This is a genomic window from Cupriavidus sp. SS-3, assembly GCF_035818815.1.
GTDB lineage: Bacteria > Pseudomonadota > Gammaproteobacteria > Burkholderiales > Burkholderiaceae > Cupriavidus > Cupriavidus taiwanensis_C.
In genome coordinates this window covers 33,827-46,266 of the sequence record NZ_JAYLVT010000021.1, presented here as the reverse complement: position 1 = coordinate 46,266, position 12,440 = coordinate 33,827, and the positions used below count along the sequence as shown (strand labels likewise).

The 12,440-nt window shown below is 63.7% G+C and carries 10 protein-coding genes; 2 read left to right on the top strand and 8 right to left on the bottom strand.

Going from position 1 to position 12,440, the window contains the following annotated elements; all coding sequences use genetic code 11:
• Positions 1–58: 58 nt before the first annotated feature.
• The 5 genes from U9J39_RS24905 to U9J39_RS24885 form a co-directional block, all read right to left on the bottom strand.
• Positions 59–1,999, bottom strand: a complete 1,941-nt coding sequence (locus U9J39_RS24905) for an AMP-binding protein (protein WP_326348382.1) — start codon at positions 1,997–1,999, stop codon at positions 59–61.
• 333 nt (positions 2,000–2,332) lie between these two features.
• Positions 2,333–3,112 (bottom strand): IclR family transcriptional regulator, encoded by a 780-nt coding sequence (locus tag U9J39_RS24900; protein WP_326348381.1) that lies wholly within the window; start codon positions 3,110–3,112, stop codon positions 2,333–2,335.
• A gap of 16 nt (positions 3,113–3,128) precedes the next feature.
• Positions 3,129–3,260 carry a hypothetical protein gene (locus U9J39_RS24895; RefSeq protein WP_326348380.1) on the bottom strand — a complete coding sequence of 44 codons (132 nt, stop codon included), beginning with the start codon at positions 3,258–3,260 and terminating at the stop codon, positions 3,129–3,131.
• 28 nt (positions 3,261–3,288) lie between these two features.
• On the bottom strand, positions 3,289–4,140 hold the full coding sequence (locus tag U9J39_RS24890) for an IclR family transcriptional regulator (RefSeq protein ID WP_326348379.1): 852 nt from the start codon (positions 4,138–4,140) through the stop codon (positions 3,289–3,291).
• A 381-nt stretch (positions 4,141–4,521) separates the two neighbouring features.
• Positions 4,522–5,685 carry a porin gene (locus tag U9J39_RS24885; RefSeq protein WP_326348378.1) on the bottom strand — a complete coding sequence of 388 codons (1,164 nt, stop codon included), beginning with the start codon at positions 5,683–5,685 and terminating at the stop codon, positions 4,522–4,524.
• Positions 5,686–5,973: 288 nt separating this feature from the next.
• Here U9J39_RS24885 and U9J39_RS24880 point away from each other — a divergent pair, with 288 nt between their 5' ends.
• Entirely contained in the window at positions 5,974–6,636 is a 663-nt protein-coding gene (locus U9J39_RS24880) for a hypothetical protein (protein WP_326348376.1), read from the top strand.
• Between the two features lie 63 nt (positions 6,637–6,699).
• Here U9J39_RS24880 and U9J39_RS24875 read toward each other — a convergent pair whose 3' ends face one another.
• On the bottom strand, positions 6,700–7,857 hold the full coding sequence (locus U9J39_RS24875; protein ID WP_326348375.1) for a CaiB/BaiF CoA transferase family protein: 1,158 nt from the start codon (positions 7,855–7,857) through the stop codon (positions 6,700–6,702).
• A gap of 523 nt (positions 7,858–8,380) precedes the next feature.
• Here U9J39_RS24875 and U9J39_RS24870 point away from each other — a divergent pair.
• Positions 8,381–9,733 (top strand): MFS transporter, encoded by a 1,353-nt coding sequence (locus U9J39_RS24870; protein ID WP_326348374.1) that lies wholly within the window; start codon positions 8,381–8,383, stop codon positions 9,731–9,733.
• Between the two features lie 140 nt (positions 9,734–9,873).
• On the opposite strand, the gene U9J39_RS24865 is transcribed toward U9J39_RS24870, so the two are convergent.
• Both U9J39_RS24865 and U9J39_RS24855 read right to left on the bottom strand, forming a co-directional pair.
• On the bottom strand, positions 9,874–10,776 hold the full coding sequence (locus tag U9J39_RS24865; RefSeq protein ID WP_326348373.1) for a LysR family transcriptional regulator: 903 nt from the start codon (positions 10,774–10,776) through the stop codon (positions 9,874–9,876).
• 360 nt (positions 10,777–11,136) lie between these two features.
• Positions 11,137–12,321: a CaiB/BaiF CoA transferase family protein gene (locus tag U9J39_RS24855; protein WP_326348372.1), complete on the bottom strand. Its 1,185-nt coding sequence runs from the start codon at positions 12,319–12,321 to the stop codon at positions 11,137–11,139.
• Positions 12,322–12,440: the final 119 nt, after the last annotated feature.

Genomic DNA, 12,440 nt, shown 5'->3' with positions numbered 1-12,440 from the left:
GTGCAGCGAACAAGGAAATACACACGCCCCCGTCAATCGATGCGGCGTCAATACGCCATCAATGCGCTGCGGCGGCGCGAATCTCATCCAGCGCCGGCGGATTGTCCAGCGCGGACAGGTCGCCGGCAGGCACGCCGGTGTAGACGCTGCGGATGACGCGCCGCATGATCTTCGAGCTGCGCGTCTTCGGCAGCTGCGCCACTAAGTGGACCACGGACGGGCGGAACGGACGGCCCAGGCGGCCATCGACATGCTTGCTGACAGCGGACGCCAGCGCTTCCTGCGACAGCGCCATGGCGGCGGATGGCACCAGGAAGACCACCAGTTTCTGTCCCTTGACCGGATCCTCGACGCCAATCGCGGCGGCCTCGGCGATCTCCGGCAGTTCCAGCAGCACGTCCTCGATCTCCGCGGGCCCGAGCCGCTTGCCCGCCAGCTTGATGGTGTCGTCGGAGCGCCCCATCATGAACCAGGTACCGTCGTCGCGGCGCAGCGCCAGGTCGCCGTGCACCCAGATGCCCGGCACCGTGCGCCAGTACGCGTCCAGGTAGCGCTCGTCGTCCTGCCAGAACGACTGCGTCATGCCGACAAAGGGCCGTCGGATCGCCAGTTCCCCCACGGTATTGGTCAGCGACCTGCCATCCGCGTCGACAACGTCGGCAGCCACAGACGGCGAGGCGGTGTTGAACCCGGCCGGGCTGATCGGCTTCACGATCACGCTGGACAGCAGCGCGCCCGAAACCTCGGTGCCGCCGGTGTAGTTGATGACGGGACTGCGGCCACTGCCGAACGCCTTCTGGAACCACAGGAAGTGCTCGGGATCGATGCCCTCCCCTGCCGTGATCAGCAACCTGACCGTCGACACATCGCCTTGCGTGGCGATGGCCTCGTTGGCGGCCAGGCCCCGGATCAGCGTGGGCGCGGAGCCGAAGTGCGTCACCCCGTAGCGTTCGATGATCCGCGACATGCGCGACCAGTCCGGGAAATCGGGGGCACCGTCGTAGCAAACCAGCGTCGCGCCGCGCAGCAGCGCGCACGACATCACCAGCGTGCCGGCCACCCAACCCATGTCCGCGGGCCAGCAGAACACATCCTTCGGACTGACATTGAAATGGATGGCCGAATCGTGTGCGATCTTCATCGGGAAGCTGCCGTGGGTATGCACGGTGCCCTTGGGCTTCCCGGTGGTGCCGGAGGTATAGATGATCATGAAGGGATCGTTCGGCGACATCCGTGCCGGCGCTGCGTCAGGCTGCGCACCGGCCACCTGTTGCCAGTCGAGCACCTTGTCGCCGAAGGCGATGGCCTCGCCCGCATGCTTCCAGATCGTGGTGCCGATCTCCGGCAGGCGCGACATGGCCTCGTCGACCAGGCTGCGCGTATCGACCCGCTTGCCCCGGCGCGAGAATCCGGTGGTGGCCACCAGTGCGCTGGCCGAGCACGACGACAGGCGCGACACGATCGCATCGACGCCGAAGCCGCTGAACAACGGCACCGTCACCGCGCCGATCCAGGCGATGGCCAGCGAGGTCACCGTTGCCTCGACACCGTTTTCCATCAGCAGGCCGACCCGGTCTCCTCGCCCCACGCCAAGGGCCTTCAGGCCGCCGGCGAAGGCAGCCACCTTTTGCGCCAGTTCGGCATAGCTCAGGCGCTGGACCGAGCCGTCCTCGCGCTCGGCCACCACGGCGGCATGCGACGCCATCTCCGGGTCGTCGGCCCACCTGAGGGCGGACCTGACCCAGTTAAGCTGGCCACCCGGGAACCATTTCGGGAACGGCTGCCCCTTGGACGCGTCGAGGTATTGCTCGTACGGAACATCCCAGACCATCCCGCAGAAGTCGTTGACGGCATTCCAGTAGGCGTCGGGCTTCTCGTTCGAGAAGGCCAGCAGTTCGTCGTAGTCCTTCAGGCCCAGGCGCGCGACCAGCGCCGACACGTTCGCCGTGGCGATATCGTCTCCCGTAGGGATCCAGTCATTGTGCAGAGAGTCACTCATCGAAAATCCAGCGTATTGGTTGCACGGTTACAGCGGCGCGATGTGGGCGAGGCAGGCCCATGTAGCATCGGGAACTCCACGCAGCGCCATCTCCATCGCATGGAACCAGCGTGCTCGACGCCCCTACGCAAGTCAATCGTCCCGGCAGAGTTGTGCCGTACTTTGGAATGCCGCGGCGCGGCATGCATCCGGGAGTTGGCGCAGATTACCCCGCGCGGGTGACGGCGTAGTCGAATTCGTTGTCCCGATTTTCATTTCCGAAGTACGGAACGCGATCCAGGCCTACGCATGACGGATCCTGCGGGACGGATACACGACCCCGCTACCGGCGCACTAGGCCTCGGTACCGACATCGCGCAGCAGCACCATCAGTTCCACCGCGGCGGCCTTGAGTTCCGGCACCATGCTCGCCCGTATCGACTCGACGTCCGGCCGAAGCTCGACCGCGCCGCAGTTCAGCGCCATCAGCATGCCGGCGCGGCCCACCCTTAGCGGCAAGGCAATGCCATATGCGTTGCGCTGGTATTCACCGACCGACATGCAGACGCCGGTCTCGCGCAAGTCATCGAATGCGGCTTCGATGTTCTTCCTGATCTCTTCCGCCTGCGGGCCCTCAGCCTCGACCAAGGTTGCCACGTAGTCAGCCCGTGCGTCCTTGGGCAGCCCCCACAACCAAGCGCGGCCGATCGCTGTCAGGCCCATCGGCAATAGCGAGCCCACGCCCAGCCGCAGCGTGGCGATGCGCGTGCTGGTCCGATAGGCAATGTAGAGCATGTCGAGCTGGTTAGGCACGGCAAGTGCAACGGACACGTTGAGCCGGTCAGCCAGTTGCTGCATGAACGGCTGGGCGAGCCGCGTCACCGCGTTGGTTTCCAGGTACGCGTGCCCGATGCTGAGCGGACCACCGGCCAGCTCGAATTGCGGCCCGCCCGCCACCCGGCGCAAGAAGCCCAGGCTGACCAGCGTCACCGTCAGCCGGGACACCGTCGACTTCGAGAGCCCCGTTCGACGCACCAGCTCGCTGTTGGTCAGGGGCACCCGCTCCGCGCGAAAGGCGCGCAGCACCTTGAGGCCACGCTCCAGCGTCATGGTGACCGGTGAGGATTGAGTCATTGCCACTCCGGGAGCCTTACAAGGTAGGGAACACACCATCAGGCCGGCGGACGCGCCCCGTCTGCTGCTCTTCGATGGCGGAAAGGAACAGCCGCCGCGTGAGAAGATCGACCTGGCGGATCAGGTTCAGGCGCTTGGATTCCGTCATGGACTCCGGTGCGGTTTCCAGGCACGCGTTACTCACGTGCCGTCAGCCGCTCCTGCAGCAATTGCGCCGTGGCGACCAGCCGCGGCCCAAGCTCCCGCTCGATACGGGCACGCGTCATGCGGGTGGTACGGCCTACGCAGGCCAATGCCAGGGGAGGCTGGTCCGGCACGCAGAGTGGCACGGCGACCGTAGCCAGCTCCGGTTCCCACTCGCCGAGCGACATGCAGAAGCCCCGTGCGTGGACCTGGGAGATCTTCTCAGCCATGCGCCGTCGTAGCGTCGGCCACTCGCGGCCGGCCTTTCGCTCCACGTTGCCCTGCAGGTAGCAGCGTTCGAGTTCCGGGATCGCAGCCAGCAAGGCCGATCCCATCAGGGACGACGCAATATGCAGCCGCGTACCCGGAGTGAGGCGCAGGTCCAGTACTACCTGGCTGCCAACACGGCTGTCGAGCACGATCACATCGAGCCGGTCTCGTGTGCCGAGCACCACGTTGGTATCCGTAGCTTCGGCGAACTTCCGCATTTCGACGTTGGCTTCCCGCCGGACCGCGGGGTCGGCGATGGCTGCGTAACCGAGCGACAACGAGGCCGCCGTAAGGCGGTACTTGCGGCGCGCTTCGTCGTGGTGCAGGTAGCCCAGCGCGACCAGCGACTGCAGCAAGCGGGACACCGTCGCCGCGGGGATGCCGGTTTCGAGGCAGATTTCCTGGTTGCCCAGCCACACCTGCTCCGGGCCGAAAGCTGCCAGCACGGCCAGACCGCGTGCCAGCGGCATGACCCTCACCTCGCTTTCCGCCGTGGCGGATCGGCCCAGTCTTCGAAAAATCGTGCCGATATCGTACTGGTGATCCCTCGACCTTGCGCCGGCTGGCTGCAACATGGGCTTCTCCGTGTGCATGAGGCGTAGTTCCGTCCGGGGCGGTCCCGCATCCGGACTCGGTCACCTGACAATCGTTAGGTAAATTTTGAATGGCGGATCGGATGAATGCCATGGGGGTTAACCCACTTCACATGCGCCCCTGCGGTGCCGCGCGCTGCACCCTCCGGGAATCCGAAAGGCGCCAAAGCTACACACCTGTCGCGACCTTCCGTTCCGCACCTGCGGAATGCGGACAAGCGAAGCGATTGCGTGTGATTTCATGAAAGCCGTTAGGCCTGAGCGGATGTTCCGTGCCACCGGCATCGCACGGCCCTGCTGCTTGGTGAAGCCGCGATCCGCCTGGCAAGGCAACGTGGCTCGCCAGGCAGAAATCGAACGACTTTAGAACTTGTGACGCAGGCCGATAGCCACGCCCAGCATCGAACTTCCACCGCTTGGCAGTACGTAGCTGGAGCCAAGGGCAAGGCTGGTGAGGTAGCCGGTCGCCAATGAATCAAGTGTCAGGCCGGCGTTCTTGGCGTATGCGGTGGTCAGATAAACATCTGTACGCTTGGAAAAGGCATAGTTCGAAATAAATGCGATCTGCCAGGGATTGGGCGCATTTTTGTTGCCGTACAGATTCTTCAGATTATCGTACGAATACTCAAGCGTAAAACCCAGGGCAGAAGTTGCCTGATAGTTGGCGCCAATCCAGTAGTAATCGTCGCGCACCATCACGGCATCCGTTGCATTCTTGCTTTGCCCCCAACGGTAGCCGCCCATGATTTTCGCCGTGCCAACGGTATAGCTCGCAGCAACCGATGCTTTCTTGACGGAACCGCTGGCAATGCCAATCGACGGATTCCACTGATCGTAGCCGATGGTCCCGGCAAACGGGCCGAACGCGTACATCGCGGCTGCGCCATATGCGCTGTCGCGGCGGAACTGCCCGGGAACCTCTCCGTTGCCGCCGAATGCAGGCACTGCTGCGGCGACTTGCGGCTGGGTCAACCCAACACCGAACGACCAGTGAGCCCATGCTGACAGAGGACCGAATTGCCCCGTGTACTTGACGGTATTGTCCTCCCGGTAGTTGCCACCGTTCTGCAACACCGTCGGTTCGTAAAGCGTCGCGAAGGCAGCCGGGGCAAAGTTAGCCAGCGCATCAAACATCGAGGTGTACTGACGGCCAAAAGTCAGCTGCCCGAGGCTGGCGCTCTGCAGGCCGACAAAAGCCTGGCGACCAAACATCCGACCACTTTGCTGGCCAAGACCCGTATCCGCGGCAAAGCCGCTTTCGAGGACGAAGACCGACTTCAGCCCACCACCCAGGTCTTCCGTGCCACGAATACCCCAGCGCGATCCGGACAGACCGCCCGAGCCCATACGGTAAGCACTATTGGCGGGCCCAGGGTTGAACCCGTTTGTTGCCTGCGGCACCGCGCCAACGTGATTGACATACTCGACGTTGGCATCGACCACGCCATAGAGCGTGACACTTGTCTGCGCAAATGCGCTTCCCGCGCCAGCGAGCATTGATACCATAGCAATGCACTTCAACTTCATAAGCGCCTCCTCCTTCTTTCCTGATTTGGACGTGGATTTCCCGTCCGGTTTGGTAACGACTTTCGCTACTCATCTTTTTTCGACACTACGAAGTCACTGAAACGCGTTCGAGAAAGGGTTTCGAATGACGTCCCAATTTTTGACTTGCTGCACACAGACTTCGGCGGCTAAGCATAGAAATGGACGCCGGCAAGTTCAACGCAGGAGCCGTGGATGTCCCGTACAGTGGAAAAAAGGTCGATGGTGAGCTGCTGCGAAAGCTGAACCGGAAGCAGCTTCCTCCTGGGGATGACAGCTGAAGAACGGCATCAATACATGCTCGAGGTGCAGCAGACTCGCGAATGCGCCGAAGCCGCAGTCGCGCTTTCAGCCGAACAGGGGTTTCCGTTCTGGCTGGCATGGGGAACCATGCCTGCGGGGTTGGGCATCGCCGAACAGGGAAGCAGAGAGGAAGGCATCGCGCAGATGCGCGATGGCCTAACTTCCTACCAGGCTGCGGGCGCTGCGTTCGGTTGTCCATACTTTCTCGCCCTACTGGCGCAAGCCCATGCGAATGCGGGCCAAGCCAATGCGGGTCTGGGCGTGCTAGCCGACCCGTTAGCCGGAGCGAGCAATACGGGGGAACGCTACTATGAAGCGGAGTTGCATCGGCTCGAGAAAGAACTGTTGCTCCAACGCTTCGGCACACAGCCCTGCATGTCGTCGGACCACGAAGCACCGGAAGCGTTTTCTCATAAAGCGATCATGATTGCCCGCCAGCAAGGTGCGAAGTGGCTTGAGCTGGGCGCGTCGCTCAGCCTGGCGCGGCTATGGGGACAACTCGGCAAGACCGAAGCTGCGCGGCAGGCGCTGGTCGGGATACAAGGGGCATTTACAGAATGGGTCGACACCGCCGACTGGCAGCAAGGCAAGAGACTGTTGGATGCCCTGTCGCCCGAGCATGACGCGTAGCGGACGCTACTCAGGCGCTCCCCAGAGAAGGCTGGTACCCGACCGTCTTCCTTCTGTCCCCCGCTAGCGGATCGCCCCCGCGCTGCGCAGGGCCGCAAGTTCCTCCGCAGAGAGTCCCCAGTCGCCCAGCACCTCGTCCGTGTGCTGTCCCGGCCGGGCCGGTGGACGCTGGATGCTCCCCGGCGTGCGGCTGAAGCGCGGCGCCGGCGCGGGCTGCACCACGCCATCGACTTCAACGAAGGTCTTGCGCGCCTGCAGATGGCGGCTGTGCGGTGCCTCGCCGAGCGAAAGAATGGGCGTGATGCAAGTCTCTGTGCCAGCCGCGAGCACAACCCACTCGTCTCGCGTGCGCGTGCGGAAAGCGGCGGCAAACTGCTCGCGCATCGCCGGCCAGCCGGCGCGGTCATGCTGGCCCGGCAGCTTGTCGGCATCCAGCCCCAGCAGCTTCACGGCGTTCCGGTAGAAGCGCGTTTCATTGGCGCCAATTCCGACATACTTGCCGTCCTTCGTCTCGTACACGTTGTACCAGGGAGCGCCCGAATCGAGGCGGTTGGTGCCCCGCTCGTCCGTCCAGTAGCCGGCCGCCCGCAGCCCATAGATCAGCGTCATCAACGACGCCGATCCGTCCACCATCGCGGCATCCACCACCTGCCCCCGTCCCGACATGCGGCTTTCGAGGATGGCGCTCACCACGCCCAGCGCCAAGTACAGCGAGCCGCCGCCGAAGTCACCGGCCAGATTGAGCGGGATAGACGGCGACTCGCCAGCCTTGCCGACGGAATGCAGCACGCCCGTCAGCGCGATGTAGTTGATGTCGTGCCCCGGCTCCTGGGCGAGCGGGCCGTCCTGCCCCCAGCCGGTCACGCGGCCATAGACCAGCCGCGGGTTGACCTTATGGCAGTCCTCGGGGCCAATCCCCAGCCGTTCCGCTACGCCGGGCCGGAAGCCCTCGATCACCGCGTCGGCCTGGCTGACCAGCCGCAGTACGGTCGCGACTGCTTGCGGGTGCTTGAGGTCCAGTGCCGCGCTGCGGCGGCCGCGATTGAGCAGGTTGAAGCGTGCCTCGACCGGTGCGCCCCCGTCGGACGGGGACGGGCGATCAATGCGGATGATGTCGCCACCCAGGTCGGACAACAGCATGCAGCAGAACGGCCCCGGACCGATGCCGCCCAGCTCAACGACCTTGATTCCCGCCAGGGGACCTGTTGGCTTTTTCTCCATGGTTTCGTTCTCCTAGGTGCCTTTGCTTGGTTCTACGCCCAGATCTACGTTCGAGCCCTTTCCCGGCCGCTGGAAGGCTACCCCGCCCTGGGCTTCGTCCCACGGAGCCGATTCAGCCAGTTGGTAGTCTCACACCCGCCGATATGCGACCTGCATTCCCATCGGCAGTCCATTCACCTTCCCTACTGCCGTACATGACGCAGGATAGTCGAGAAGCTTGCAACCTGCGCCTCGCGGACGTCCCGTACTTCGGAATACCGCAGAACCACGCACCCGTGCCCTTTGGGCTACGGATACCCCATCCCCTTCGAGGCCCAGCACTTTCATTTTCGAACTACGGGACAGTTTCGCGTTGCACTTTGACGCCGGCGCGCAGTGCCGCACAGACTACGGAGGACTGACAGGAAGCCTGCGCCGCGGGGTGGGTGCAACAACCCGCCTCAACCGAGGGCAGCCGAACCACCACCTGCAGAACGCAAGTGAGTTCGCTCAGCGGCACATTGGCGACGACAAAGGAGACAACATGAATCAGACAGCATTGCCAGCCCGCAGTGGTTTGCTAGTAGTTAGCTTGTGCTTTTTGACACTGGTGGCGGACGGCTATGACCTCATCATCTATGGCGCGACCGTTCCGCGCCTGCTGGAAGAGCCGGGCTGGAACTTGGGCCCCGCGGCAGCGGGGATGATAGGAAGCTGGACATTGGTGGGCCTGATGGTTGGCATGGGGGCGGCGGGTCCGATGACCGATCGCATGGGCAGACGGAACCTGATCATGATTGGCGTGCTGTGGTTCTCCATCGGCTCGATCCTCTGCGCGATCGCGCCTTCCTCGTTCTCCCTGGCGGCTGCCCGCTTCGTTACCGGTATCGGCTTGGGCGGCGTGGTGCCGTCGGCCGTGGCGCTCACAGTTGAGTACGCGCCGACGAACCGGCGCCAGTTGTACAACGCGCTCACGCTCACAGGCTACTCGGTTGGCGGCATCATCTGCGCCTTGCTCGCCATTGCCCTGCTTCAGGCACATGGCTGGCGCACGCTCTACGCCCTCGGTGCGCTCTACGTGCTGATCCTGCCGGTGATGTACCGTCTCCTGCCTGAGTCAGTGAATTTCCTGGTGGACCGCGGCCGCATGGAGGAAGCGCGCCAACTCGCCACCCAGTATTCCCTCGATCTCGCCCAGATTTTGCGCGACCAGCAGCAGCACCGCTTGCAGGATGCCACAGCGGGAGCGCGTGGATACCGTCAGTTGATGTCGGCCGAGTTTCGCTTCTCCGCTCTCCTTTTCGCCTTTGTGTGCTTCTGCGTGCAATTGATCGTCTATGGGCTTAATACGTGGCTGCCTCAGCTGATGCGTAAGGCTGGCTATCCGCTGGGTTCGTCCCTGCAATTCCTCCTGGTGATGCAGTTTGGCGCCGTCGTTGGCATGGTCGGAGGCTCCTGGCTCGCTGATCGTGTCGGGTCCAAGCGAGTGATCATCCCGTTCTTCCTCCTTGGCGGACTGTCGCTGATTGCGCTGAGCCAGCAGCTGGACTTCGCATGGCTGATGCTCGCAGTGTTCGGTGCGGGGATCGGATCCATCGGCACCACTACCCTGATCTACGGATACATTGCTGCGCATTTCCCCGCTTCCTGCAGGGGCTCGGCGATTGGGGCAGCGCAAGCTCTGGGGCGGTTCGGTTCCATCCTCGGTCCGCTGATCGGCGGGTGGATCGTCGGTTCGAATCTGGGACTGCAATGGAATTTCTATGCGTTCGTCGTCCCGGCCGTCGTTGCAGCAGTGTTCGTGCCGCTGATCCCGAAATCCGGGTGTACAGGCCCTGCTCACGGATACGGCAATGGGAAGACTGACCGTATCCGTGCATCGAAAGAAGCGGGGTGATCTTTGTCGGTATTTCGGCAATTGGCGGCTGCAACTGCTTCATCCCTGCCGGCATTTTTCGAGAACGCTCGCCCCGCAGAGATGGGGCGGGTCGAGCATCTGCTTGAGCGGGTGCTTGGGGTCCCGATGACCGGGCACCTTCAGTCCTGGCGCTCGACACTGTCCTCGACCAGCAGATCCACCAACTTCGGTGCAAAAAAGGGCAAGGCGCCGAGGTCGGCAACGCATACCTGCAGCTTGCGCTCGGCCCAAGCGTCGTCGAGTTGGACAATGCGCAGCGCCATCGTACCGGCGTGACGGGACGCAGTGCTTTCGGGCAGTACTCCGACGCCAACATTGGCCTCGATCATCCGGCACGCGGCTTCGAAGTTGCTGACCTGGACGCGCCAGCGCAACTCACGCTGCAGGTCCGCGGCGGCCCGCTTGAGGAAATTGTGGATCGCGCTTGCCTCCGGAAGGCCGATGAAGTCGTAGTCCAGCGTATCGACGAAATCCACGCTGTTGCGTCCGGCCAGCGGATGGCTCAGCGCGGTGGCAAGTACCAGGCGGTCGCGCCGGTATGGCATGACTTCGAGCCCTTCGGTGCGCACGTTGCCGGCAATGATGCCGATGTCGGCGATCCCCTCCAGCACCGCGCGCACGATGTCCGGGCTCAGCCGCTCGTGCATATCGATGGCCACGTCCGGATGGCTGACAAGATAAGTGCGAAGTACGGCCTGCAGGAGTTCGCTCATCGCGGTGGTGTTGGCGAAGACGCGCACATGGCCTTTCACGCCTGCCGCATACTCCTGGAGATCACCGCTCAACTGCTCCAACTGGCGCACTACCCGGCGCGCGTGGGCGAGCAGGGTCTCGCCTGCTCCGGTCACCTTCACGCCCTGGCTGCTGCGGCTCACTAGCCTGACGCCAACGTCCTTTTCGAGATGCTTGATGCGGATGCTGGCCGCGGCCAGCGACAGGTTTGATCGCCGCGCACCGCCGGTCAGGCTCTGCGCCTCCGCAATATGCGTGAACAGTTTCAAGTCGACCAGATCAACGCGCATCACATCCTTCCCACGCGTCGTACCGGATTACTTCTCAATGCAGCGTGCAATTTCTCCGGACTCGCCAGGCGTACACGGGCGCGGGATTTCCGACCAGGCCGGCAGCATTGAAGCGCCCAGCATCTACTACCACTTCAACTCGAAAGAAGCGCTGCTTGAGGAGGTAATGGAACACGGTGTCCAAAGCATCTTTGCACACTGAAGGCGTCTGACTGAAGGGCGTTCTCAGGCCGGCCCGGCGGGCGCGGGCCGTGGCTTCATGAGCAACTCGAGCTGGCCGATGAGCGGACCGGTTGCGTTGCGGTAGTCACTGTCTAACCACCATTTCGCATCGCGCATTGCTCCGATGCGAGTGCTCCGTCAGACGATGCCCCCCTCCCGCATGGCTCGCACCTGGGCGAGGTCATAGCCCACCTCTGCAAGCACTTCTTCGGTGTGTTCCCCAACCGTGGGTGGACGGCGCACCACATCGGGCGGCGTGCGCGACAGCATCGCCGGCGGCGCCACGATCGGCGCCTTGCGCGGCAGGCCCGGGTAGTCGAGCCAGATGTAGGCGCCCGACTCCTGGATCGAGGCATCATCGAGCGCCTCGCGTGGGGAATAGATCGGCGCCGCCGGAATCTTGGCCTTCTCCAGTTCCAGCAGTGCCTCGTCGCGGGTGCGGGTGGCGCACCATTGGCCCATCAGCCCGCTCAGCAACTCGCCGTGCTCGCCGCGCTGCAGGTCGTCGCGAAAGCGCGGATCATCCACCAGTTCCGGCGCGCCAATCAGGTTGGCCCAGCGCCGGAACAGTGGCTGCCCGATCACCTGCGCGATGATCCAGCCGTCGGTCACGCGGAAAATGTCCGAGGGTCCATAGGAGGGGCTGCGATTGCCGATCGCCTGCCGGTCGAGGGCAAGCGTGGCCTCCTCGATCAGCGCCCCGCTGGACAGGTTCAGCGCCGTCTGCAGCAGAGAGGCCTCGACACACTGCCCGCGGCCGCTGCTGCGCCGCTCATACAATGCCATCACGGTGCCGAGCGCACACGACAGGGCAGTGGAGAAGTCGACCACCGGCACCATCGCCTTGGTGGGGCTGTCAGGCGTGCCCGACATATAGACCGCTCCGCTGAGCGCCTGCCCCACGCCATCGAATCCGACGCGGTGGCCAGCGCCTTCATGCGAGCCAAAGGCGGTCGAAGCGGTCAGGATGATGCGGGGATTGACCGCGCTGAGCGTGGCGTAGTCCAGCCCCAGATTCACCAGCGTCTTGGGCGGCATGTTGGCCACCACCACGTCAGCCGTTTCCACCAGACGGCGCACCACCTCGCGCCCCTGTTCGCTGCCGATATCCAGTGTGACCGAGCGCTTGTTGCGGTTGCACTGCAGGAATAGCGCCCCCTCCCCCGAATCCGTGACCGGCACGATGAACCGGTCTTCGCTGCCGCCTACCCGATCGATGCGGATGACATCAGCGCCGTAGTCCGCGAGCAGCGCCGCGCAGAACGGGCCGGCAATGAAGCGTCCGAAATCGAGGACGCGGATACCTTCAAGAACCTTGGACATCTCGTTAACTTCCAGTTGACTCGTAGCCTCATCTGAGTGAGACAAGGCTTGGTGGATCGATCGTGACCCTCGGCCCTTCGCCAGTCAACCAAGGCTCCCAAGGCGTCCCGTACTTTGAA